The organism is Streptomyces sp. NPDC050448 (assembly GCF_040655295.1).
Lineage (GTDB): Bacteria > Actinomycetota > Actinomycetes > Streptomycetales > Streptomycetaceae > Streptomyces.
This window is the reverse complement of the sequence record NZ_JBFAJR010000024.1, coordinates 1-21,998: the sequence shown is the minus strand read 5'-3', so window position 1 is coordinate 21,998 and position 21,998 is coordinate 1. Positions and strand designations below refer to the sequence as shown.

Annotated in this window: 23 protein-coding genes; 8 read left to right on the top strand and 15 right to left on the bottom strand. The window is 73.1% G+C overall.

The genetic code is table 11. The features are described from left to right. The first annotated feature begins 6 nt into the window (after positions 1-6). Positions 7-1,341, top strand: a complete 1,335-nt coding sequence (gene lysA / locus AB0I68_RS25590) for a diaminopimelate decarboxylase (RefSeq protein WP_363179693.1) — start codon at positions 7-9, stop codon at positions 1,339-1,341. A gap of 212 nt (positions 1,342-1,553) precedes the next feature. Beyond that, a complete protein-coding gene (locus AB0I68_RS25585) occupies positions 1,554-3,185 on the top strand; it encodes an FAD-dependent monooxygenase (protein WP_363179692.1) in 1,632 nt (543 codons plus the stop codon). Here the strand turns inward: AB0I68_RS25585 and AB0I68_RS25580 are convergent. Continuing rightward, positions 3,110-3,856: a DUF4386 domain-containing protein gene (locus tag AB0I68_RS25580; protein WP_363179691.1), complete on the bottom strand. Its 747-nt coding sequence runs from the start codon at positions 3,854-3,856 to the stop codon at positions 3,110-3,112. The two genes, AB0I68_RS25585 and AB0I68_RS25580, sit on opposite strands and share 76 nt — an antisense overlap. Positions 3,857-3,977: 121 nt before the next feature. Here AB0I68_RS25580 and AB0I68_RS25575 point away from each other — a divergent pair, with 121 nt between their 5' ends. Both AB0I68_RS25575 and AB0I68_RS25570 read left to right on the top strand, forming a co-directional pair. After that, entirely contained in the window at positions 3,978-4,709 is a 732-nt protein-coding gene (locus tag AB0I68_RS25575; protein ID WP_363179690.1) for a TetR/AcrR family transcriptional regulator C-terminal domain-containing protein, read from the top strand. A 61-nt stretch (positions 4,710-4,770) separates the two neighbouring features. Continuing rightward, positions 4,771-5,391 (top strand): L-threonylcarbamoyladenylate synthase, encoded by a 621-nt coding sequence (locus tag AB0I68_RS25570; RefSeq protein ID WP_363179689.1) that lies wholly within the window; start codon positions 4,771-4,773, stop codon positions 5,389-5,391. 75 nt (positions 5,392-5,466) lie between these two features. Here AB0I68_RS25570 and AB0I68_RS25565 read toward each other — a convergent pair whose 3' ends face one another. Then, positions 5,467-5,889: a ribonuclease domain-containing protein gene (locus AB0I68_RS25565; RefSeq protein ID WP_363179688.1), complete on the bottom strand. Its 423-nt coding sequence runs from the start codon at positions 5,887-5,889 to the stop codon at positions 5,467-5,469. Between the two features lie 186 nt (positions 5,890-6,075). Between AB0I68_RS25565 and AB0I68_RS25560 the strand changes: the two genes are divergently transcribed. The 3 genes from AB0I68_RS25560 to AB0I68_RS25550 all read left to right on the top strand — a co-directional run bounded on the left by AB0I68_RS25560 (position 6,076) and on the right by AB0I68_RS25550 (position 8,690). Next, positions 6,076-6,741 carry a 1,4-alpha-glucan branching protein gene (locus tag AB0I68_RS25560; RefSeq protein ID WP_363179687.1) on the top strand — a complete coding sequence of 222 codons (666 nt, stop codon included), beginning with the start codon at positions 6,076-6,078 and terminating at the stop codon, positions 6,739-6,741. Between the two features lie 72 nt (positions 6,742-6,813). Then, entirely contained in the window at positions 6,814-7,041 is a 228-nt protein-coding gene (locus tag AB0I68_RS25555; protein ID WP_363179686.1) for a DUF6296 family protein, read from the top strand. A 245-nt stretch (positions 7,042-7,286) separates the two neighbouring features. Beyond that, entirely contained in the window at positions 7,287-8,690 is a 1,404-nt protein-coding gene (locus AB0I68_RS25550) for an Ig-like domain-containing protein (protein ID WP_363179685.1), read from the top strand. A gap of 96 nt (positions 8,691-8,786) precedes the next feature. Here AB0I68_RS25550 and AB0I68_RS25545 read toward each other — a convergent pair whose 3' ends face one another. The 3 genes from AB0I68_RS25545 to AB0I68_RS25535 all read right to left on the bottom strand — a co-directional run bounded on the left by AB0I68_RS25545 (position 8,787) and on the right by AB0I68_RS25535 (position 11,172). Beyond that, a complete protein-coding gene (locus tag AB0I68_RS25545; RefSeq protein ID WP_363179777.1) occupies positions 8,787-9,461 on the bottom strand; it encodes a DUF4360 domain-containing protein in 675 nt (224 codons plus the stop codon). A 60-nt stretch (positions 9,462-9,521) separates the two neighbouring features. Then, on the bottom strand, positions 9,522-10,166 hold the full coding sequence (locus tag AB0I68_RS25540) for a DUF4360 domain-containing protein (protein WP_363179684.1): 645 nt from the start codon (positions 10,164-10,166) through the stop codon (positions 9,522-9,524). 280 nt (positions 10,167-10,446) lie between these two features. Continuing rightward, a complete protein-coding gene (locus AB0I68_RS25535; RefSeq protein WP_363179683.1) occupies positions 10,447-11,172 on the bottom strand; it encodes a DUF72 domain-containing protein in 726 nt (241 codons plus the stop codon). Positions 11,173-11,276: 104 nt separating this feature from the next. On the opposite strand from AB0I68_RS25535, the gene AB0I68_RS25530 reads away from it, so the two are divergent. Continuing rightward, the gene (locus AB0I68_RS25530; RefSeq protein ID WP_363179776.1) at positions 11,277-12,116 is read left to right on the top strand and encodes a class II glutamine amidotransferase; all 840 of its coding nucleotides are present in this window, start codon (positions 11,277-11,279) and stop codon (positions 12,114-12,116) included. A gap of 155 nt (positions 12,117-12,271) precedes the next feature. Here the strand turns inward: AB0I68_RS25530 and hypE are convergent, their stop codons facing one another. The 10 genes from hypE to AB0I68_RS25480 form a co-directional block, all read right to left on the bottom strand. Next, a complete protein-coding gene (hypE, locus tag AB0I68_RS25525; RefSeq protein ID WP_363179775.1) occupies positions 12,272-13,261 on the bottom strand; it encodes a hydrogenase expression/formation protein HypE in 990 nt (329 codons plus the stop codon). Positions 13,262-13,385: 124 nt separating this feature from the next. Then, positions 13,386-14,519: a hydrogenase formation protein HypD gene (gene hypD, locus AB0I68_RS25520; protein WP_363179682.1), complete on the bottom strand. Its 1,134-nt coding sequence runs from the start codon at positions 14,517-14,519 to the stop codon at positions 13,386-13,388. Further along, entirely contained in the window at positions 14,516-14,866 is a 351-nt protein-coding gene (locus AB0I68_RS25515) for a HypC/HybG/HupF family hydrogenase formation chaperone (RefSeq protein ID WP_352212733.1), read from the bottom strand. Before AB0I68_RS25515 ends, hypD begins: the two co-directional genes overlap by 4 nt. Continuing rightward, a complete protein-coding gene (gene hypF, locus AB0I68_RS25510) occupies positions 14,835-17,219 on the bottom strand; it encodes a carbamoyltransferase HypF (RefSeq protein ID WP_363179681.1) in 2,385 nt (794 codons plus the stop codon). Before hypF ends, AB0I68_RS25515 begins: the two co-directional genes overlap by 32 nt. Further along, positions 17,219-18,085: a hydrogenase nickel incorporation protein HypB gene (gene hypB / locus AB0I68_RS25505; RefSeq protein WP_363179680.1), complete on the bottom strand. Its 867-nt coding sequence runs from the start codon at positions 18,083-18,085 to the stop codon at positions 17,219-17,221. The genes hypF and hypB overlap by 1 nt, the downstream gene beginning before the upstream one ends. Positions 18,086-18,088: 3 nt before the next feature. Then, positions 18,089-18,496, bottom strand: coding sequence for a hydrogenase maturation nickel metallochaperone HypA (locus tag AB0I68_RS25500; protein WP_363179679.1), 408 nt, complete (start codon positions 18,494-18,496; stop codon positions 18,089-18,091). Positions 18,497-18,756: 260 nt separating this feature from the next. Continuing rightward, on the bottom strand, positions 18,757-19,287 hold the full coding sequence (locus tag AB0I68_RS25495) for a hydrogenase maturation protease (protein WP_363179678.1): 531 nt from the start codon (positions 19,285-19,287) through the stop codon (positions 18,757-18,759). Beyond that, positions 19,284-20,705, bottom strand: coding sequence for a hypothetical protein (locus tag AB0I68_RS25490; protein ID WP_363179677.1), 1,422 nt, complete (start codon positions 20,703-20,705; stop codon positions 19,284-19,286). The genes AB0I68_RS25495 and AB0I68_RS25490 overlap by 4 nt, the downstream gene beginning before the upstream one ends. Beyond that, positions 20,702-21,418, bottom strand: coding sequence for a DUF6084 family protein (locus AB0I68_RS25485; RefSeq protein WP_363179676.1), 717 nt, complete (start codon positions 21,416-21,418; stop codon positions 20,702-20,704). The genes AB0I68_RS25490 and AB0I68_RS25485 overlap by 4 nt, the downstream gene beginning before the upstream one ends. After that, on the bottom strand, positions 21,415-21,945 hold the full coding sequence (locus tag AB0I68_RS25480) for a DUF5947 family protein (RefSeq protein WP_363179774.1): 531 nt from the start codon (positions 21,943-21,945) through the stop codon (positions 21,415-21,417). The genes AB0I68_RS25485 and AB0I68_RS25480 overlap by 4 nt, the downstream gene beginning before the upstream one ends. Positions 21,946-21,998 lie beyond the last annotated feature (53 nt).

Here is a 21,998-nt window from a genome sequence, read left to right as displayed (position 1 = left end):
AGTTCCATGACCACTGCCACACGGTCCGAGCTCGCCGCCGACGCGGACGAGCTGTCCGTCTGGCCGGCGTCGACGACCCGGCTGCCGCACGGCGGCCTCGCGGTCGGCGGGGTCTCGCTGACCGAGATCGCCAGCCGCTTCGACACCCCGGCCTACGTACTGGACGAGGGCGAGGTGCGAGCGCGCTGCCGCACCTATCGCCACGCCTTCCCCGACGCCGAAGTGCTCTACGCCGCCAAGGCCTTCCTGTCCCGGGCCATGGTCCACCGGATCGCCGAGGAAGGCCTGGGTCTCGACGTCTGCTCGGCCGGCGAGCTCGAACTCGCCGTCACCGCCGGGTTCCCGCCGGACCGCATCCTCCTGCACGGCAACGCCAAATCGCCCCGCGACATCGAAACGGCGCTACGGCTCGGCGTCGGCCGGATCGTCATCGACGGCCCGTCGGAGATCGCCCGCCTGGCCGCCGCCGTCGGCCCGAACGGGCACCAGAAGGTACTGGTCCGCGTGGTCCCCGGCATCTCGGCCGGCGGCCACGAGAAGATCCGCACCGGCACCGACGGCCAGAAGTTCGGCCTGTCCCTCACCGACGGCTCCGCGCAGCACGCCATCACCCGGATCCTCGGCCGGCCACAGCTCGAACTCGTCGGCCTGCACTGCCACATCGGCTCCCAGATCACCGAGGTCAAACCGTACGTGTGCGCGCTGCGCCGCGTGGTGGGCCTGATGGCCCGCATCCGCGAGGCCCACGGCATCGCGCTCCCCGAGCTGGACATGGGCGGCGGCCACGGCATCGCGTACCGCCCCGGCGAGCCCGCGCTCGACCTCACCGCCCTCGCCCGCAGACTCCGCGCCGAGCTCGTCGAGAGCTGCGCGGCGGCCGGACTGCCCGTGCCCCGGCTCGCCATCGAGCCCGGCCGGGCCATCGTCGGCCCCGCCGGGGTGGCGCTCTACCGGGTCCTCTCCGTGAAACGCACCGGGGACCGGTTGTTCGTGGCCGTGGACGGCGGCATGAGCGACAACCCCCGCCCCGCCTTGTACGGGGTGCGCTACGCACCCCGCCTGATCGGCCGCCACTCCACCGCCGGTCCCTGCACGGCCACCGTCGTCGGCCGCCACTGCGAGGCGGGCGACATCCTCGCCGCCGACGTACGACTGCCCGGCGACGTCCGCCCCGGAGACCTCCTGGCCGTCCCCGTGGCGGGCGCGTACCAGCTGTCCATGGCCTCCGGCTACAACATGGTCGGCCGTCCCCCGGTCGTCGCGGTCGACGACGGCGCGGCCCGCCTGCTCGTACGCCGCGAGACGCTGGACGACTTCCGCCGCCGGGACATCGGCGACTGAGGAACGGGCCGGTACCGGTCGGTCCGCCGGCCGGCCGGTATCCCCGCCCGCCTGCGGAGCGCGGCGCTCGATGTGCCGACCCTGATCCCCTCGGCCCGCGGCGCCGCGCAGGACGTCGTCGTGGCCGCGGTCGCCGCGATCGCCGGGTTCGGGCCCCCGGGCCACCATGGAGAGAGATCCGTTCGTTCGGGGACCCCGCCCGGGAGGAACCGATGGTGCACACCGATGGAGCGGCCGCGGACGTCCTGGTGGCAGGCGCCGGCCCGGTCGGGCTGACGGCGGCCGCCGAGCTGCGGCGGCGCGGGATCGCCTGCCGTGTCGTCGACCGGCTCCCGGCGCGGCTGCCGTACGCGAAGGCGGTGGGTATCCAGCCGCGGACCCTGGAGATCTGGGACCGGATGGGCTTCGTCCGGGCCGCCTTGGAGGCGGCCGTCCCGATGCGCGGGCAGCTGACGTACGTGAACGGCGTCGAGCAGCCCCGGCTGGACCTGGTGCTGCCGCCCGAGGTGCCGTACGGCTTCGCCGCGCTGCCGCAGTACGAAACAGAGCGGATCATCGAGGAGTTCCTGGAGCGCTTCGGGACGCGCATCGAGCGGGGCACCGAGCTGGTGTCGTTCGCCCAGGACGCCGACGGGGTGACCTGCCGGCTCGCCACTCCCTCCGGGGAGGAGGAGGTCCGGACCCGGTTCCTGGTCGGCTGCGACGGCGCCCACAGCATCGTCCGCAAGGGGCTCGGCCTGAGCTTCGAGGGAGGCGCCTTCCCCGAGGAGTTCATGCTCGCCGACGTGGAGGTCGACTGGGACCTGCCGTACGGGTACGGGGTGCGGGCCATGCACCGCGATGCCGAGGGCGCCGTCGACGACGTGCTGGTGTGCATCCCGCTGCCGGGCGCCTGCCGCTACCGGGTGTCGATGATGGTGCCGCCCGAGCTCTCCGCCGCTCCGCCGCAGGGCGGTGACGCGGTGGCGCACGGCCTGGAGGGCGGCCGGGCGCCCGAACTCGGCCACATCCAGGCCGTCCTGGACCGGATGTCGCCGCAGCCCACGACGGCGTCGGCCATGCGCTGGTCCTCCGTGTTCCGGATCAGCCACCGGCTGGTGGACCGGTACGGGGACGGGCGGGTCTTCGTGGCCGGGGACGCGGCGCACATCCACCCGCCGACCGGTGCGCAGGGCATGAACACCGGGATCCAGGACGCCTGGAACCTGGCCTGGAAGCTGGCGCTGGCCGTGGAGGGTGCCGCGGCTCCGGGGCTGCTCGCGAGTTACGACGCCGAGCGCCGGCCGGTGGGCGAGGAGGTCGTCGGCCGTACCGTGCGGCACTCCGCCGAGGGCGTCCAGGCCGATCCGGAGGACGCGCAGACGCTGATGATGCGCCAGGCGCAGCTGCTCGTCGGCTACCGGGGCAGCCCCCTGGTGCAGCGGGCGGAGCCGGACGGCGGGCCCGGGCCGCGGCCCGGCGACCGGGCACCGGACTGCGGCGGGCTCGCCGGGCACATCGCCGCCCATCCACTGCGGCTGTACGACCTGCTGCGCGGCCGCGAGCACATGCTGCTGCTGTACGGGCCCGGCCCGGCGCTGGGCAGCCTCGCCGAACTCACCTCCGCGGTGCGCGGTTTCGCGACGGGCCGGGTCGGGGTGTGCGCGATCCTCGCCGAGACCGAGGCCGACCGGGCGACGCCGGTACCCGTGTACCGGGACGGCCGGGGCGAGTTCGCCCGGATGTACGGCGTGCGGGAGCCTGCGGCGTTCGTGGTCCGGCCGGACGGCTACCTCGGCGCCAGGCTGTGCCCGCCGACCTCTTCGGGGCTGCTCGCCCACTTCTCGGAGGTGTTCGGGGGCTGAACGGGCCGGGTGAACCCCTTGGCGAGGAGCCAGACGGCCAAGGTCACCTCCCAGCCGAACACCGGGAGGGCGGCGAGCGATCCGGCGACCGAGACCTGCTCGTAGAGGCCGAACAGCACGGCGGCCGCCGAGGCGCAGATCATGGCGCCGCCGACCAGTCCCAGCACGGCGATGGGCCGCGGGACGAGGCGTGAGCGGTACATCAGGCAGGCCAGTACCAGGGTGTTCGCTCCCAGGACGAAGTTGGGCCCGAAGAGGAACGTCCAGTCGTGAATCGCCACGAGCGTGTCGGCGGCCGTGACGAGAGACGGGGCGTCGCCGCTCGCCGCTCCCGCGGATTCCCTCCGCAACGTCACCACCGACAGCACGCTGATGATGCCGACCACGATGACGGCGGCCTCCAGCAGGCGCCCGCAGACGTAGCCGAGCGCGGCGCCTTCGTTCTGTCGCTTGAGGACCGGGAACAGGGCGACACCGGTGCCGACGACCGCCAGCGCGAGGACGAACTCGAACAGCGCTCCGAGGAACACCCGGGTGTCGGCACCGGGGCCGACGACATAGCCGGCGTCGTGCAGCACAGGGCCGTACAGCGTGAGTCCGGCGATCGCGGCGGCCTCGGTGACGAGGAACAGCACACCGGTGACGACGGCGGTCTTCCTGGTTGAGCTCATGCGGAACCGACCCTTCTCCTCAGGTGTACGGCGTACACCTGAGGAGTACGTTAGGTGTACGCCGTACACTCGTCAAGCCGGGAGTCCGGCCCGCGGATTGACCACGAGGGAGCTGATCGAAATGACCCGGCAGACGGAAGCAGCGCACCGGGCGCCACTGAGCAGGGACCGGGTGCTGCGCGCCGCCGTCGCGCTGGCCGACGGCATCGGGATCGAGGCACTGAGCATGCGCAGGCTCGCCCAGGAGCTGGGGGTGGTGCCGATGGCGCTCTACAAGCACGTCGCCAACAAGGAACAGCTCCTGGACGGCATGGTGGAGACCGTGGTGGGCGAGATCGATCCCCCGGCCCCCGGGGCCGACTGGCGGAGCGCGGTGCGGCAGCGGATCCTCTCGGCGCGAGCGGCCCTGCTGGGGCATCCGTGGGCGGCTCAGGTGATCCGGTCGCGCTCCGGCCCGACCCCGGCGGTGCTCGCGTACATGGACTCGGTGATCGGAATGTTCCGCACCGGCGGTTTCTCGGTCGATCTCACCCACCACGTGATGCACGCGCTCGGCAGCCGCATCCTGGGGTTCACCCAGGAGCTGTTCGACGCCCCCCCGGACCCGGATCCGCAGGGGCGGGCGACCATTCCCCCGGAGGCCGCGGCGGCCTACCCCCACGTCACGGAACTGGCCATGGCCGCGGCCCACGACGGGGACTCCGTCGTGGGCCGCGGCTGCGACGATCAGTTCGAGTTCGAGTTCGCGCTGGACCTCCTCCTGGACGGCTTCGAACGCCTCCACCGGCAGGGCTGGACGTCCGGCCCGGCCGGCCGCCCCGTACCGGGCGGTGATCTTGCGCCGGGTCCGTGATGCCGTACCGCGGGTCGCCGGTCGATCGTCCGGCGGTGGCCTGATCGCGTAGGCTCGGCCAATGGCCAAGTACCTCGACGTGCACCCCGAAAACCCCCAGCAGCGCACCATCGGCAGTGTCGCTGACAGCATCCGCTCCGGCGCGCTCGTCGCGTACCCCACGGACTCCTGCTACGCGCTGGGCTGCCAGCTCGGCAACCGTGAGGGCCTCGCCCGGATCCGGTCCATCCGCAACCTCGACGACCGGCACCACTTCACGCTGGTGTGCGAGAACTTCGCCCAGCTGGGCCAGTTCGTACAGATCGACAACGACGTGTTCCGCGCGATCAAGGCGTCCACGCCCGGCAGTTACACCTTCATCCTTCCCGCGACGAAGGAAGTGCCGCGCCAGCTGCTGCACCCCAAGAAGAAGACGGTCGGCGTACGCATTCCCGACCACGCGGTGACCCAGGCCCTGCTCGCCGACCTCGGTGAGCCTCTGCTGTCCAGCACCCTGCTCCTGCCCGACGAGCCCGAGCCGCTGACCCAGGGCTGGGAGATCAAGGAGCGGCTCGACTACCTGGTCGACATCGTGGTCGACTCGGGCGACTGCGGCACCGAGCCGACCACCGTCATCGACTTCTCCGGTGGCGACGCCGAGATCGTACGGCGGGGAGCGGGCGACACCACGCGGTTCGAATGACACCGCCCGGAGGCGGGCGCCCGGAGCGGGGGTTCCCGCTCCAGGGCCCGCCGGGACGGCGTGCGGACAGGCTGCTCAGCAGCCGAAGTTGACGCGCCGGAACGTCGCGTAGTGGTCGGAGGTGTAGTAGTCCTCCTCCCACTGCTGTCCGGTGATGATCCGCCGTGCCCCGCGCGTCGGCGAGCCGGGGGTGATGACGGTGTACTCGTGGTAGTAGCCGGTGCCGTGGATCGGCAGCAGCCCCTCGCGGTTCTGGAAGACGACGCCGTCCTGCGAGTAGGGGAACGGCCCGCCCTGGTCGATGAGGTCGAGGGTGTCGTGCGCCTGGGACGGCAGCGCCGAGTAGCAGATGCTGCCGACCGAGGCCGAGGCGGCCGCGGCGACGGAGACGGGCGCGGAGGCGGGAGCGGGGGCCGCCGAGGCGGCCGGTCCGGCGAGGAGGGCGGCGGCGACTGCCGCGGCGCCGGCGAGGGCCACGAAGCGTGGGGGGATTCTCATGCGGCCCATGATGACGCGCGTAGAGCAGTGCCCGTCAACGCCAACTCCTTTGAGTTTCCTGCCTGTTCACCGGGGGTGTACAGCACTTGGCACAGATGCCGCCGCCGCTTAAGCCGGACGCAACCTGAGGCCGCGGCGACGCCGGTGGCAGGATGATCACCAGTCAACCGAGAGAGGTGCCGCACCATGGCCGTCGTCCACCGGACCACGATGACCCCCGGCAAGCTGGAGCTGCTCGCTTCCTGGCTTCCCGCTCAACCCTGGTACCAGAGCCCGGACGCGGGAAGCGCGCCCCAGCCGGCCAAGGCCGGGGGCTTCCGTCTCGACGACCCGCAGGGCGAGGTCGGGATCGAGTTCATGGCGGTCACCGACGGTGCGGGAGACCGGCCGGTCACCTACCACGTACCGCTCACCTACCGGGGAGCCCCGCTCGACGGGGCGGAGCACGCCCTCATCGGCACCTCCGAGCACGGGGTGCTGGGGCGCCGGTGGATCTACGACGGGACCCACGACCCGGTCCTCGTGGACCGGCTGTACGCGCTCGTGCTCGGCGAGGCGGAACCGCAGGCCCAGAGCGAGAGCGGCATGCCCGACCCGACCGTCACGGGCTGGTCCGCCGGGGCCGGCCACCCGGGGCCGGTCGCGCTCCTGGACGTGTCCGCCGGGCGTGACACGTCCGATCTGCTCGTGCAGACGCCTGCCGGGAAGCTGACCATCAGCGTGCAGCGCGTCCTGCGTCCCGCACCGGAGGAGGCCGACACCGCCGGGCAGCCGCTGGGGCACGTCACCGCGGACTGGACGCTGCCGGACGGCGCGAAGGCCCGCGGCAGGTACGCCGTCGTCCACGCGTAAGCGGCGCGGACCGGCCGCCGCGCGCATCATGGAGGTGGGGGACGCTCTTACGCCCGGCAGAGGAGGGCACGGATGAGTTCCGAGCGCTACGAGCTGGTGTTCTCCGAGGGACCGGACACGAGCGAGGACGTCGTCGTGGTGACGGCCACCGGCCAGGCCGGCCCGGGCGGCCACCCGGTCTACACGGACGCGACCGGCATCGTCCGGGCGGAGATCAGCGACCAGGACGAGGTACGCATCCTGGCCTCCGGCGGCGGCCAGGACCCGGCCCGCGTGGTCCGGGTCCGGCCGCTGCCCTGATCGCGCCTGCGGCCGCACCGGCAAGTGGCCGCCGGGCCGCCGACGTTGCTCCGTACGAGTTCTCTTGCGTGCCCGTTCGGTCGCACCGGCCGGGCGCATGATCATCATTTAGCCGCGCAATCGTTTTGATGCTCCCAACGGGCCGTGGGCGAGCTGGGAAAGGCTGCGTGGCGATGTCATCGACGCACCGTGCACAACAGGAACGACGGGCACGACGGAGCAGGGCGTGGAGTGTGGTGGCCGCCATGACCGGCGCCGCCCTCGCCGTCGCGGCGGCGCCGGGCCGGGCGCCGGAGCAGGACGCCGAGGGGCCCAAGGACGGCAGCCCCGAGGCCTCCGTGACCCTGCTGGTCGGCCGGGCCCTGGACGAGGGGGACGGCGGCATCGCCGCCCGGTGCGCGGTGGAGGGCTTCCGGGACGGCCTGTGCACCGGCTGGCGGCAGCAGCGCGTACGGGCCACCGCCCGGGGAGCCGGGTCGGTGCTGCGGGGGCCCGCGTCCCGCGAGGCCGGCGGGCCGGCGCGGACGGTCGTCCTCCCCACGAACTCCGGAGGTCCGCTCGAGATCGCGCTCGCCGAAGCGGGGCAGCTCACCGATGTCACCGTCCGCGACGGGCACGGGCGCTACGTGGGCGGCGAACTCGCCCCGAGGAGCCGCCACTGGACCAACACCGAGCCGCTGCGGGCCGGCGAGCTCTACACCGTCCGCGTCGGCGCGCAGGACGCGGCCGGCACACCGGTCGGCGTGACCATGGCGTTCCGGACCTCCCCGGCCCCGGACGAGGGCAGGCTCACGGTGGAGTTCGGGCCGCGGCCCGGCACGTACGGCGCGGGACAGATCGTGACGGCTGCCTTGAGCCGGCCGGTTCCCGCCGCCGACCGGACCTCCCGGGCGCGGGTGGAGCGGGCACTCCAGGTGACCTCGGAGCCGGCGGTCGAGGGCGGCTGGCACTGGGTGGACGACTCGACGCTGCACTACCGGCCGCGTACGTACTGGCCGGCGCACGCCGAGGTGCACATGACGAGCGGTCTCGACGGGGTCGAGGTCGGCGACCACGACTACGGCGGCCCCTCCGGCTCCGCGGAGTTCACCATCGGGGACCGGATCGAGGCGGTCACCGACTCCGCCGCCCACAAGATGACCGTACGCCGCAACGGCCGGGTCATCCGGACGATCCCGGTCACCACCGGCAAGGCGGGGTTCCGGACCCGTACCGGCGTCAAGGTCGTGCTGGGCAAGGAGTACCAGGTGCGGATGCGCGGGGACACCGTCGGCATCAAGCCCGGCACGAGCGAGTTCTACGACCTGCCGGTGTTCTACGCGACGCGGGTGACGTGGAGCGGCGAGTACGTGCACGCCGCACCCTGGTCGGTCGAGGCGCAGGGCGAGGAGAACGTGAGCCACGGCTGTACGGGCATGAGCACGGCGGACGCCGCCTGGTTCTTCCAGACGGTACGCGAGGGGGACATCGTGCAGGTGGTGAACAGCGGCGGCGAGCCGATGGCGCCGTTCGACAACGGCTTCGGCGACTGGAATCTGGGCTGGCGGGCCTGGCAGGCGGGCAGCGCCCACACGTCCGCCCCCGTCCCCGTCGCAGCCCTCCCGGCGACGGCCCCCCACGCCTCGTCCCGGCTGCGCCCCCTGACGTGAGCGCACCATGAGGCCCATGCGCTGTACCCGGCGATTCCGCCGGGTACAGTGCACGCCGTCAGAGGCGCAGGCGGGGGCGCGAGCGGGAGCGGGCCGTCAGGGGGTGGGCCGTTTCGGGGTGGGGCAGACCTGCCACGCGAGGTGGTAGAGGGTGCTCACGCTCGTGTCCGTGGAGTCCATGGCCATGAAGCTGGTGGAGGTCTGCGGGTTGGACGTGCCCGCATTCACGCGCAGTTCCGTATTGATGTTGAAGTTTCGTTTCTCACCACACGGCGCCCAGACCAGATCCGCATACTCCGTGCGGTCGGTCGCCTGCCAGTTGTCGTTGTGCGGCCCGTTGAACTGATGGGTGCGCTGAGTCGTCTGGGGCATTCCCTGGAAGTAGTAGTTCGCCCGCTCCTGCCCCCACGCACCGGGCTGGAGAAATGCGAATCCGCGGTAGTCCGCCTGGACGATCGCGTAGGTGAATCCCGAAGGAACGTGGACGCGGAGATTGAGCTGGCAGTTCTTGCGGAATGCCGTCGGCGGCGCACTGGGTCCCACCTGCGCGAGGTACTCACTGTAGGTGACCGTGAAGGCCGTGTTGTCCGGCGCGACGGCCACTTCGGCGGTGCCTTCCCGGCAGCCGGATCCGTTCACCGTGGCGAGTTCGATCACGATCTTGTCGGGGGGTGCGGTGATCTGCGGGGCATGGCCGGTGGCTCCGGCCGAGGTCGCCGCCGTGGCGATCAGCACGGCCGCCGCGCCGCCGGTGAGCAGGGTGCGAGACAGGGGATGAGACATCGTTGTCACTCCTGACCATCAATCGGTGTTTCCTGCGCTCACGCCACGTCAGGCCGCGGGACATTCCTTCCACGCGAAGTGGTAGACCGTGCTGACGCTGCCGTCCGTCGAGTCCATGCTCATGAAGCTCAGGGCCTGCGGGTTCGACGTCCCCGAGTAGACGCGCAGTTCGCTGTTGACGTTGAGGTTGCGCTCCTCGCCGCAGGGCGCCCAGACCAGGTCCGCGTACTCGGTCTGGTCGCTCGCCTGCCAGTTGTCGGAGTACGGGCCGTTGAACTGGTGGCTCGTGCGGGCCGTCTGCGCCATTCCCTGGAAGTAGTAGTTCGCGCGCTCCTGGCCGTAGGCCCCGCGCTGGAGGTGGGCGAAGCCGCGGTAGTCGGCGCGGGCGATGGCGAACGTGAACCCCTGCGGCACGTGGATCTGCAGGGCGAGCTGACAGTTCTTGCGGAACTCGGTACCGCCGGAGCCGGAGCCGGCCTGGGCAAGGTAGTCGCTGTACGTGACGGTGAACGACGTGTTGTCGGAGGCCGCGGCGACACTCGCGGTCCCCTGGGGGCATCCCGAGCCGTTGACGCCGACGACGTCGACGGTGATTCTTCCGGGCGGCGTGTATGCGCTATTGGCCTGCGCGGGCACGGCCAGGGCGGATAACGCCGCCACCGCCGCGCCGACGGTGAGTCTGCGGAGCAACATCTTCGTTTCTCCATTCCTTCGTCCTGCGGAACCGGAACCGAAACCGAAACCGGCTCCCATTTCGGCATGCACATGCCACCACAGCGGATGCGTGCTGGGAAGGACGCGATACGGACAACACCCCCCGCCCGCACGCCCTGGCCGAATTCCGCAATCCCCCGCAACCGTCCCCGCCCCCGCCCATCAGCCCCACTCCCCCGCCCCGGCCCGTCATCCCGACGCGCGGCCGGGCACGACAATGACCAGATCCGCCACGGGGCCTCCCGGAGGACCGGGCCCGTCAGGGCGAGGTCAGCCGCCGGAAGGCCCTGGCGTCCTCGACGGCGGCCCCGCCGCGGTCGTTGTTGAAGTAGGCGAACACGTCCGCGTCCCGTGGCCAGGTGCCGGCGATCCGGCCCGCCCACGACCGCAGCGCGGTGGCCCCGTACCGCGGCGCCGGCCGCGCCCGGCCCTCGTGGAACCGGACGTAGCCCCAGTCGGCGGTGCGCCACAGCGGGGCCACCGGCCGCGATCCCCTGTCCGCCCAGCAGAGCGCCGCCCCGCGTTCGGTCAGGACCGAGCGCACGTCCGGGTTCCACCAGGAGTCGTGCCGGGGCTCCACCGCCACCCGCGTGCCGGCCGGAAAGCACCTGAGGCAGGCGTCCAGCGCCGGTGCGTCGGCGTGCAGAGTGGGTGGCAGCTGCAGGAGGACCGGGCCCATCCGGTCGCCGAGGGCGCTGCAGTGGGCCATGAGCCGCCGGACCGGCTCCTCGGGCTCGCGCAGGCGTCTGACGTGGGTCAGGAAGCGGCTGGCCTTCACCGCGAAGACGAATCCGTCCGGCGTGCGCTCGCGCCAGGCCGCGAACGTCTCCGGCGCGGGCAGCCGGTAGAAGGCGCTGTTGCTCTCCACCGTGCGGAAGTGGCGGCCGTACTCCTCCAGCCACAGCCGTTGCGGCCGGTCGGCGGGGTAGAGGACTCCCGCCCACTCCCGGTACTGCCATCCGGAGGTTCCGACGAGCACGGGCACAGTGCCGATGATGCACACAGGACGGCTGCGGCGCACCCGGCCGCGGGGCAGTGGGAGCCCGGCCGCGATAGGCTCGTACGAGGCCCAGGAGAGGGATGATGCTGATGTGTCGATGGCTCGCCTACTCCGGTTCGCCGATGCTGCTCGACGCGGTCCTCTACCAGCCGGAACACTCGCTGATCGACCAGAGCCTCCACGCGAAGATGGGTGTCGAGTCGACCAACGGCGACGGTTTCGGCATCGGCTGGTACAGCGCCGACGGTGGCGCCACCCCGGCGATCTTCCGGGACATCGGCCCCGCCTGGAACAACCGCAACCTGCGGGAGCTAGCCGCCCACGTCCGCTCGACGCTGTTCTTCGCCCATGTGCGCGCCACCACCGGTTCGGCCATTCAGCAGACGAACTGCCACCCCTTCCGGCACGGCCGCTGGCTGTGGATGCACAACGGAGCGATCACCGACTTCCACCGCCTGCAGCGCGACCTCTGCATGGCCGTCGACCCCGCCCTGTTCCCGTGCATCGAGGGCTCCACCGACTCCGAGGTGATGTTCTACCTGGCCGTCACGTTCGGCCTCGACCAGGACGTGCCCGGCGCGGTCGCCCGGATGACGGGCCTGGTGGAACGCCTCGGCAAGGAGCACGGCGTGGCCGACCCGATGCAGATGACGATCGCGGTCAGCGACGGCGAGCGCGTATGGGCCTTCCGCTACTCCAGCGCGGGCCGGTCGCGTTCGCTGTACTACAGCAGCAAGGCCGAGACCGTACGGCAGCTGTACCCGGAGCTGCCGTTCCTGCGGCAGGTCTCCGATGCGACGCGGCTGGTGGTGTCCGAACCGCTGGGCGACCTCCCGGGCGTGTGGAACGAACTCCCCGAGGCCAGCTACGCCGTCCTGCCCTCCCCGGAGACGGAGGACTATCACCCGTTCATCCCCGAGCTCCCGTGATGTCACAGATCACCGCCGCAGGATGAAGCTGCCACCGCGGCACGACGGGCGGCCTGACCACCCAGCAGCCCGTCAGGCGGCGCCGGACGTGCTCGGGCCGCCCCCGTCGCGGTCGTGGGCCGTCTCATCCGGGTCGTGCCGGGGTCAGCCCGGCGTCAGCAGATGCGGGGCAGCTGCTCCCCGATCGGCAGGTCGACCACGCGGGTGCCGCCCAGACCGGTGCGGGCCACGACGAGGCCCGGGTGGGCCTCGACCGCCTCGCCGATCACCGTGGCGCGGCGGCCCAGCGGGTGGGCGCGCATCGCGTCGAGGACGGCGTCGGCGTGCTCGCGGGGTACGAAGGCGACCAGCTTGCCCTCGTTCGCCACGTAGAACGGGTCGAGGCCGAGGATCGCGCAGGCGTTGCCCACGGCCTCGGGGACCGGCACCCGGCGCTCGTGGACGACGACCCCGGTGCCCGAGGCGGCCGCGATCTCGTTCAGAGCGGCCGCCAGCCCGCCGCGCGTGGGATCGCGCAGCACGTGCAGGTCGGGGGTGACCGCGAGCATGGCCTGAACGAGCCCGCCCAGCGCCGCGCAGTCGCTCTCGATCTCCACACCGAAGCCGAGCCCCTCACGGACACTCATGATGGCCACGCCGTGCAGGCCGATCTCGCCGCTGACGATGACCACGTCACCCGGTACGACACGCTGCGGACGCAGGTCCACCCCGTCGGGGATGAGCCCGATACCCGCGGTGTTGAGGTAGATGCCGTCGCCGTGGCCGGCCTCCACGACCTTGGTGTCGCCGGTCGCCACCTCGACGCCCGCGGCGCGCGCGGCCGCCCCGAGGGCCTCGGCGACCCGGGCCACGACCGAGATCTCGACACCCTCCTCGAGGATGAACCCGCAGGAGAGGTAGGCGGCCCGGGCTCCGCTCATGGCCAGGTCGTTGACCGTGCCGTTGACCGCGAGGTCGCCGATGCTGCCGCCGGGGAAGAACAGCGGCCGCACCACGTACGAATCGGTCGAGAAGGCCAGTCGGGCCCCGCCCAGGGTGACCGCTGCGGAGTCGCCGAGCCGGGCGAGGACCTCGCCGCCGAACGCGGGTGCGAAGACGTGCTGGACGAGCTCGGCGGAGAGCGCGCCGCCGCCTCCGTGGCCCATCACCACCCGGGGGCGGTCGCGCAGCGGGGCGGGACAGGTCCAGCCGGTGACGTCGAGCGGGGCCCCGGACCCGGCGTCGGACCCGGCGTCGGACAGGTCGTCGGACAGGGTGTCGGACACGGTCTCAGACAACGGGGCTCGCCTCCAGCGGTGCGGTCCGGGCCGGCGCGAGGTCGAGGCGCCGGTAGAGGTAGTACGCGGCGCACGCGCCCTCGCTGGAGACCATCGTGGCGCCGAGCGGATTGCGCGGGGTGCAGGTGGTGCCGAAGGCCTCGCACTCGTGCGGCTTGATCAGGCCCTGGAGGACCTCCCCGCTGCGGCACTCGGCGGGTTCCTGCGTGGCGATGTCCGTCACCGAGAAGCGGTGCTCGGCGTCGTAGGCGCGATAGCGGGGGGACAGCCGCCAGCCGCTGCCGGGGATGACGCCGATGCCGCGCCAGGCGCGGTCGGTGACCTCGAAGACGTCCTCCAGCATGGCGAGGGCGGCCGGGTTCCCCTCCGGGCGGACGGCACGGGCGTACGCGTTGTCGACGGTGTGCTCGCCCCGCTCCAGCTGCCGTACGGCCCGGCGTACGCCTTCGAGGATGTCCAGCGGTTCGAAGCCGGTGACCACGATGGGGACCCGGTGGCGCGCGGCCAGCTCCGGGTACTCCCCCATGCCCATCACGCTGCACACGTGCCCGGCGGCGAGGAAGGCCTGGACCCGGCAGCTCGGGGAGGTCATGATCGCCTCGATGGCCGGGGGGACCCGGACGTGGGAGACCAGCAGGCTGAAGTTGGCGATGCCGAGCTTCTTCGCCTGATACACCGTCATGGCGTTGGGCGGAGCGGTGGTTTCGAAGCCGATGCCGAAGAACACCACCTCGCGCGCCGGGTTCTGCTGCGCGATCCGCAGGGCGTCGAGCGGGGAGTACACCACCCGCACGTCGCCGCCTTCGCTGCGCACCTGGAAGAGGTCGCGGCCGGTCCCGGGGACGCGGAGCATGTCGCCGAACGAGCAGAAGATCACCTCGGGGCGGGAGGCGATCTCCAGCGCCTTGTCGATCACCTCCAGCGGGGTCACGCACACCGGGCAGCCCGGACCGTGGATCAACTCGACTTGTTCGGGCAGCAGTTGGTCGATGCCGTGCCGGATGATGGTGTGGGTCTGGCCGCCGCAGACCTCCATCAGCGCCCAGGGGCGGGTGACGGTCGCGTGGATGTCGTCGAGCAGGCGGCGGGCCAGCTCGGGGTCCTGGAACTCCTCGATGTACTTCACTGCTGCTGCGCCTCCTGTACGGCGTCCCCGGCCTGCTGCTGCGCGATGTCGTCGGCGAAGGGCCAGTCCTGCGCGCCCGCCTCGGCCGCCGCCCGCTCCCACGGGTCGCCGAACTCCTCCTGGAGCATGCCGAGTTGGGCGAAGAGGTCGAGTGTCTGCCGGGCCGACTCCTCGTCGAGGCGCTGGAGGGCGAAGCCGACGTGGACGATGGCGTACTCGCCGACCTGGAGGTCCGGCAGGTACTCCAGGCACACCTCCTTGACCACCCCGCCGAAATCGACGGTCGCCATGCGGGTGCCGTCCTTCTCCCCGATGTCAAGCACTCTGCCGGGTACCGCCAGGCACATGGCCCTCTCCTTGCTGTGGGTTTTGCGGGGCGCAGGCCGCCACCATGAGCTGGCCGAGGGCCAGCCCCCCGTCGTTCGGCGGGACGCGGTGGTGGCGCAGTACGGTGAAGCCGCGCTCGCGCAGTACGCGGGCGCAGGCGCAGGAGAGCACGGTGTTGGCGAACACCCCGCCCGTGAGGGCGACGGTCTCGAGCCCGTGCCGCTCGCGCGCCAGGGCGGCGAGGGCGCCCACGAGGCCGGCGACCGCGGCATGGAAGCGCACGGCGATCAGCGGGGGGGGCGTGCCCGCCCGTACGTCGGCCACGACCGCCGCCAGGACGGGGGCCGGGTCGGCCCTGACCGGCGTCTCGCCGCCGGGTTCTGCGCGGTGCAGCGCGAAGGCGTACCGGCCGTCCGCCTCCGCCCCGGGCACCGCGAGGGCGGCGGACTCCAGCTCGATCGCGGCCTGGGCCTCGTACCCGGCGAGGTGGCAGACGCCCGCCAGTGAGGAGACGGCGTCGAAGAGCCGCCCCATGCTGGAGGTCGGGGCGCAGTGCAGGCCCAGCTCCAACTGGCGTTCCAGTACGCGCAGTTCCTCGGGCGGACAGGCCGCCGTACAGGGCAGGTCCGGCGACCAGGGGATGCCTGCGGCCCGCAGATGGGACAGGGCCATGCGGTACGGCCGCAGTACGGCGGCGTCGCCGCCCGGCAGCGGCACGTAGGCGAGGTGGGCGAACCGGCGGTACCCGCCGTAGCCGGCGAGGAGGACCTCCCCGCCCCACACGGCCCCGTCGTCCCCGTACCCGGTGCCGTCGAAGGCGATGCCGATGACGCGGCTGCCTTCGCCGAGGCCGTGTTCGGCCATCGCGGAGGCGATGTGGGCGTGGTGGTGCTGGACGCGGACCAGCGGGCGGCCTCCGGCTGCGCGCTGCGCCCATCCGGCGGAGCGGTAGCCGGGGTGCCGGTCGGCGGCGAGCAGGACGGGGCTCACGCCGGTGATGGACTCCAGCTGCTGCTCGGCGCGCTCGAAGGCGTACTGCGTGGCCAGGTCGTCCATGTCTCCGATGTGCGCGGACAGCCAGGCCTTGCGGCCCTCGCCGAGGCAGAAGGCGTTCTTGAGGTCTCCCCCGGCGGCGAGCGCGGCCGGTACGGACAGCGGCAGGTGCAGGGGCAGCGGGGCGTACCCGCGCGAGCGGCGCACGGTCAGCGGCTCGCCGTCGCAGACGCGCACCACGGAGTCGTCGCAGGGCACGTGGATGGGGCGGTCGTGGGTGAGCCAGGCGTCGGCGAGGTGGCCGAGCCGGTCCAGGGCCTCGGCGTCGTCGGTGACGATGGGCTCGCCCGACAGGTTGCCGCTGGTCATGACGAGCAGCCGCGGGCCGGGCGGGTCGCCGGGGAGCCCGAGCAGCAGATGGTGCACGGGCGTGTACGGGAGCAGCACGCCGAGGTCGGGGCAGCGCGGGGCGACGGCGTCGGCTACGAGGTCCCCCGCGGCGGCTCCGGGGCGGCGGCGCAGCAGGACGATGGGCCGGACGGGCCCGGTGAGCAGGTCCCGTTCGGCCGGGCCGAGGTGGACCAGGTGCTCGATGTCGGCGAGGTCGCGGGCCATCAGGGCGAACGGCTTGTCCCCGCGGGCCTTGCGGCGCCGCAGCTCGGCCACGGCGCCGACGTGGGTGGCGTCGCAGGCGAGGTGGTAGCCGCCGAGGCCCTTGACCGCGAGGATCGCCCCGCCGGCCAGCAGCCGGCGGGCCTCGGCCACCGGGTCGGCGCCGGCCGCCTCGCCCGGCGGCGACCCGGCGAGGAGGCGCAGCCGGGGTCCGCAGGCGGGGCAGGCCACCGGCTGGGCGTGGAAGCGCCGGTCGGCGGGGTCGGCGTATTCGCGGGCACAGTCGGGGCACATCGGGAAGCGGGCCATGGTGGTGTGCGCCCGGTCGTAGGGCAGCCCGGTGACGATGGTGAAGCGGGGTCCGCAGTGCGTGCAGGTGATGAACGGGTGGCGGTGGTGCCGGTCGGCCGGATCGGCCAGCTCCGCGAGGCAGTCGGCGCAGGTGGCCACGTCCGGGGAGACGAGGGTGCGCGCGGGTCCGCCGGAGCGGGAGGCGACGATGGTGAAGCCCGCGCCGCCGGCGACGGGGACCTCGCAGTGGTCGACGGTGTCGACGACCGCGAGCGGCGGGGCATCGGCCGCGAGCCGCTCGCAGAAGGCCGATACGGCCGCCGGTGCGCCCTCGACCTCGGCGACGACCCCCTCGGGGGTGTTCGTGACGTGCCCGGCGAGGCCGAGTCCGGTCGCGCGGGTGTACACGTACGGCCGGAAGCCCACGCCCTGCACCACTCCGCGCACGACGACCCGGCGGCGCTGTACGGCTTCCATCAGCGGGTCTGCACCACGCCGGAGTGCGGGGGCGTGTGCCGGGAGGCGGGGCCGTGCTCCTGTCCGGGGCCGTGCTCGTGTTCGTGCCCGCGGCCGCGCCCGGGACCGTGGTCGTGGTCGTGGCCGGCGCCGTGGTCATGGCCGGGACTCTGGGCGTGGTGATGGTGGTGCGTGTGGTGCTGGCGGGCCATGACCGGGGCGTGCACCGCGGCGCCGTCGCCGACCGCCAGCGCCCGGTCCAGCAGCACGCCCGCGCCCGCGCCCGCGCGGGCCGAGGTCAGCACCACCTCCACCCCGGGGTTGACCTGCTGGACGTGCGCGCGGAAGGCGGCCTCGTCGAACTCCACGGCCTGCGCGATGTCCGTCTTCGTCACCACGACCAGGTGGGCGAGCCCGAACGCCGTCGGGTACTTGAGCGGCTTGTCCTCGCCCTCCGTCACCGAAGCCAGGACGACGCGCAGCGACTCCCCCAGGTCGTACGAGGCGGGGCAGACGAGGTTGCCGACGTTCTCCACGAACAGCAGCCGGGTGTCCTCGGGCATCCAGCCGTCGAGGTGGCGGCCCAGCATCCCGGCCTCGAGGTGGCAGAGCCCGTCGGTGAGGACCTGCTTGACGGGGACGCCCGAACGCGCCAGCCGTACCGCGTCGTTCTCGGTGGCGAGGTCGGCGGTCAGGGCGGCGACGGGCACGCCGCGCTCGCGCGCCAGGCCGAGTTCACGCTCCAGCAGGGCGGTCTTCCCGCTCCCCGGGCTGGACAGCAGATTGACCACCGTCGTGCCGCGGGCGGTGAGTTCGGCGCGCAGGGACTGCGCGACCGAGTCGTTCTTGGCGAGGACCGCCTGCTTCAGGTCGACCACACGGCACATGGTTCAGTGCTCCTCGGAGATCGGTTCGCGGGTGGGGGCGGTGGGCCGGACGCCGCCGGGGCCGTCCTCCCAGTGCACGCTGAGGATCTGCAGCTCGCGCCCGGAGCGGAGTTCGACCTCCGTCGCCCGCCCGCAGCCGGGGCAGAGCAGGCGGGGCGGCATGCCGACCGCCCAGTCACCCGTACAGGCGCGGCAGTGCGCGCGGGCGGCGACCGGCTCCGTCACGAGCTCGGCTCCTTCGAGGAGCGTTCCGGCGCAGGCCAGTTCGAAGCAGAAGGCGAGGGCGTCGGGTACCACGCCGGCCAACTCCCCGATCTGGAGCCGGACGGAGGTGACGGCGGTCGCGCCGCCGGCCCCGGCGGCTTCCTCCACCTGGCCCACCACGGCCATGGCGATCGACATCTCGTGCATGGGACTCCGTCCTGCCGGGCCTCATTAGACCGGCCTGCGCCGTACGGGGCGGTCGGGCACGCCGACGCGCCGACGCCCCGTACGCCATTCGGGCTCCGGGGCGGCGGACTACGAGCGGCGGGCGGCCGGGCGGCCGCCCGCCGGGTCACATGCGGCGGATCTTCAGATAGCGCTGGATGTCGGGAAGCACCATGGTCAGTGCGGCGGCGAGGACGGCGGCGGCCGCGCCGCCGATGATGGCCTTCTTCATGGGGTTCTCCTCAGTTGGCGGCGGCGTTGTGTTCTTCGTCGAGCAGTTCCCCGACCGGGCGGCGGACCAGGTCCAGCACCATCCGTACGGCCTCCGGGACCGCTGCGGCCACCGGGGCGCTCAGGCCGATGCCCTCGTCCAGGCAGCCGGGTTCGCAGCCGACGACCCAGATCCGCCTCGGCGGCGTGCCGCCGGTTCCGGCGCACAGGGTGTCCAGCAGGGCCAGCACCGCGTCGGGCGACATCTGGTGCCCGTCGAGTACGGGGCTCTGCGGGGCGATGGAGCCGGCTTCGGCGGCCTCGATCAGGTACAGGGTGCCGGGGGCTCCGCCGCGCGCGGTGGCGTCCACCAGGACGAGCGTGTCGTAGCCGTCGAGAAGCTGGTAGGCGAGGTGGACCCCGCGTACGCCGATGTCCGCCACCTCGACGTGGTCGGGCGGCCGGCACCCGGGCTCGGACAGCCTCCGGACGGTCTCGACGCCGAAGCCGTCGTCGCCGAGGAAGACGTTGCCGATGCCGGCGATCAGGATGCGGCCGCTCACGCGTCCTCCAGGGGGGCGACCTCGTCGGGCTGGAAGTACAGGAACCGGCCCTGTTCGCGCCTGATGTCGGCGCCGGGGTCGCCCTCGACGGTGACGGCGAGGTGCACTCCGCCGTCCACGTCGTGGAGGACGGCTTCGACCTGGGCGGTGCGGCCCCGGAGGAACAGGTCCTGGGCGTCGGTGCGCCGCAGGCCCGGCCGCAGGAGGATCCGGCTTCCGGGGCCCACCGAGGTCCCGTCGATCAGGATCCGGTCGCGCGCCGGGCCGGCGGGGTCCGCGTGCGCCGGGTCCCACCAGGGGGTGTCCGGCCTGAACACGGCGTCCTCGTCGAAGCGTTCGGGGAACGACTCGGGGGTCGGCGCACCGGGTCCGGTGATCTCCCGGAGGGCCCGGACGGCGCCGTGCAGGCGTTCCAGCACCTCGGGGGGCATGGTGTCGGCCAGGTCGATCACGGCGGCCGCCCGGGGGTCGGTCCCGCGGGCCTCCCGCTTCTCCTGGTCGGTCAGGGCCGCCGTGCGCAGGGCGAGGATCTCGTCGATCTCGGTGGCGTCGTACATGGCCCCGATGCTCTCGGGGGCGATGCCGGGGTGGTCCTCGAGGATGATCGGCGAGGACAGGACCACGTCCGTGCTGCCGGGTTCGCCGGCGAGCACGGGCCAGGTGTGCCGGTTGGCGCAGGTCGCGACGGAGGCCTTGGCCCACTCGGGCGGGTCGGTCATCGAGAGGAAGGATCCGGCGCTGAGGGCCAGCAGGAGGTGGGCCGCGACCAGCGAGCGCGGCAGGGCGGCGTCGCGGTCGGCGCCGTCGGCGTCCGGGGCCCAGTCGCTCGTGTTCTCGACCACCGCCGTGAGCTTGAACGCCCGGTACGGGACGTCCAGTTGCTCGGCGCGCAGCCGTAGCACGCCGTCGGCGCGCTCGGTGTGCCGGACCAGGCGGCCCACTTCACGGCCGGCGGCGTCGAGGACGGGTTCGGTCTCCTCGCGGGCGGGCCGTACGAAGGGCAGGGTGACCTCGCCCTCCTCCAGCTCCGCGACGGGGACGGTCATCTCGACCCGCTCCTCGGTGCCCTCGTCCCAGGGGACGAGCACCCGGTCGGGCAGGTGCAGCTCGGGCACGGCCGCGAACGAGCCGTCCGCGCGGGCCTCCTCGACCGTTCGCCGCTGCGCGTGCAGGAAGCGCAGCTCGACGGCGAGGGTGGCCGCACCGCGCGGTTCCATCACCAGCTCGGTGCGCTGGAAGGAGTGCTCGTCGTGCGCGGCGCCCCAGGCGGGCGGGACCAGTACGCCGAACTGCCAGCGCAGCCGGTTCTTCGCCGCCGAGGCCCGGTACGGGTAGAGCACGTAGCCCTCGAAGAGGACGGCGTCGGCGACCTGGCGGGCGACGGCGAACCGGGATTCGGGCAGGGCCGTCGTGGTCATGGCGCCGTCCTCCCGGCGGCCCGCGGCAGTACGGCGCCGGTCCAGGCGGGGTCCGGGGGCGACGGCTGCGCCTGCGCCGCCGTGTCCAGCAGGGCGCGTACGGTCGCCTCCCAGGAGGCGAGCGCGTGGCGGGAGCGGTAGGCGAGGAGGTCCGCCATGGTGTCGCGGGGCAGCCGCAGCCAGCCGCAGCCCGGGAAGTGCTGCTCGACCATCTCCCGCCACACCTCGGCGGGCATCCGGAACGGGGCTTCGCGGTCCCAGGGGACGGGCTCGACGTGGAAGCCCCCGGCCCCGGTGAAGGCCGTCCCGGAGAACAGCATCAGCAGGGGTGCCTCGCCGTCCTCGAGGGCGCTGAGGTAGCGGCCGGCGGCGATGTCCATGTCGTACGTGCACGGCACGGCGACGTCGGTCTCGGTCTCCCCGGTGAAGCTGGGGACCATCACCGCGACCTGGGCGAACTGGAGGGGCTGCAGGGTGGTTCCCCAGCGGGCCCGCTCACCGAACAGGTCGTGGAGCGCGGCGGCCTCGCCGGTGCCGTAGCCGCGCCGGGCCGGCTCGATGCGGATCTGGCAGCGCAGCGCGAGGGCGTGGACGCGGACCGCCTCGCCGGGCACGGCGGCGGAGGCGGTGATGCGCAGCCGGAACACGAGGGTGGGGCCGGCCGCGTACGGGTCGGCGCGCACCCCGGTGCAGGCGAAGGTGAAGTCGGTCACGGCCGCCCCTCCCCCACTGCGGCCGGGACTCCGGCCCGGCGCTCCACCTGCTCGAAGAAGGTCTTCAGCGCGGCGCGCGCCTCGGCCCCGCCGTCGAAGCCCTGCCACAGCAGCCGCATCCGCCCCACCAGCTCGTAGCAGATGTCGATGGGCACGAGGTAGCACTCGGTGCGGCCCTCGGTCCGGCGCAGCAGCAGCGCTTCCACGTCGGGTTCGAGCAGCGGGGCGAGCGCCCCGTCGCCGAGTACGTGGTGCCAGGTGGCCGGGTCGAGTTCGCTCTCGGTGGCGCCGGCCGGGCTCGGGTAGAGCGCGACCAGGCGGTCGAGGGCGGCGTTGCGGAAGAAGAAGGCGACGCCGACCGGGATCTGAAGCTGTTCCCAGGCACCTTCGTCGAGCCGGTGCTCCGGGTCGGTGAGGTAGCGGTCGGGGACGGCGCGGAAGCGTCCGCCGGCGGCGCCGGGCCGGTCGAACAGGAGGGCGCACGCGGTGCAGGCGCAGACCAGCGCCCGCTTCTCGATCTCCACCAGGTGGCGGTGGCCGTCCTCGGAAGATCTACCCGAACTACGTGATCACCTGGGCG

Excerpts from the sequence above, each read along its gene's own strand:
- AB0I68_RS25530 (WP_363179776.1), top strand. The coding sequence starts at position 11,277 with ATGTGTCGATGGCTCGCCTACTCCGGTTCGCCGATGCTGCTCGACGCG.
- AB0I68_RS25575 (WP_363179690.1), top strand. The coding sequence starts at position 3,978 with ATGACCCGGCAGACGGAAGCAGCGCACCGGGCGCCACTGAGCAGGGAC.
- hypF (WP_363179681.1), bottom strand. The coding sequence starts at position 17,219 with ATGGAAGCCGTACAGCGCCGCCGGGTCGTCGTGCGCGGAGTGGTGCAG.
- AB0I68_RS25490 (WP_363179677.1), bottom strand. The coding sequence starts at position 20,705 with ATGACCACGACGGCCCTGCCCGAATCCCGGTTCGCCGTCGCCCGCCAG.
- lysA (WP_363179693.1), top strand. The coding sequence starts at position 7 with ATGACCACTGCCACACGGTCCGAGCTCGCCGCCGACGCGGACGAGCTG.
- AB0I68_RS25565 (WP_363179688.1), bottom strand. The coding sequence starts at position 5,889 with ATGAGAATCCCCCCACGCTTCGTGGCCCTCGCCGGCGCCGCGGCAGTC.
- AB0I68_RS25500 (WP_363179679.1), bottom strand. The coding sequence starts at position 18,496 with ATGCACGAGATGTCGATCGCCATGGCCGTGGTGGGCCAGGTGGAGGAA.
- AB0I68_RS25555 (WP_363179686.1), top strand. The coding sequence starts at position 6,814 with ATGAGTTCCGAGCGCTACGAGCTGGTGTTCTCCGAGGGACCGGACACG.
- hypB (WP_363179680.1), bottom strand. The coding sequence starts at position 18,085 with ATGTGCCGTGTGGTCGACCTGAAGCAGGCGGTCCTCGCCAAGAACGAC.
- AB0I68_RS25585 (WP_363179692.1), top strand. The coding sequence starts at position 1,554 with ATGGTGCACACCGATGGAGCGGCCGCGGACGTCCTGGTGGCAGGCGCC.
- AB0I68_RS25560 (WP_363179687.1), top strand. The coding sequence starts at position 6,076 with ATGGCCGTCGTCCACCGGACCACGATGACCCCCGGCAAGCTGGAGCTG.
- hypE (WP_363179775.1), bottom strand. The coding sequence starts at position 13,261 with ATGGGCCACGGAGGCGGCGGCGCGCTCTCCGCCGAGCTCGTCCAGCAC.
- AB0I68_RS25540 (WP_363179684.1), bottom strand. The coding sequence starts at position 10,166 with ATGTTGCTCCGCAGACTCACCGTCGGCGCGGCGGTGGCGGCGTTATCC.
- AB0I68_RS25550 (WP_363179685.1), top strand. The coding sequence starts at position 7,287 with ATGACCGGCGCCGCCCTCGCCGTCGCGGCGGCGCCGGGCCGGGCGCCG.
- AB0I68_RS25515 (WP_352212733.1), bottom strand. The coding sequence starts at position 14,866 with ATGTGCCTGGCGGTACCCGGCAGAGTGCTTGACATCGGGGAGAAGGAC.
- AB0I68_RS25580 (WP_363179691.1), bottom strand. The coding sequence starts at position 3,856 with ATGAGCTCAACCAGGAAGACCGCCGTCGTCACCGGTGTGCTGTTCCTC.
- AB0I68_RS25570 (WP_363179689.1), top strand. The coding sequence starts at position 4,771 with ATGGCCAAGTACCTCGACGTGCACCCCGAAAACCCCCAGCAGCGCACC.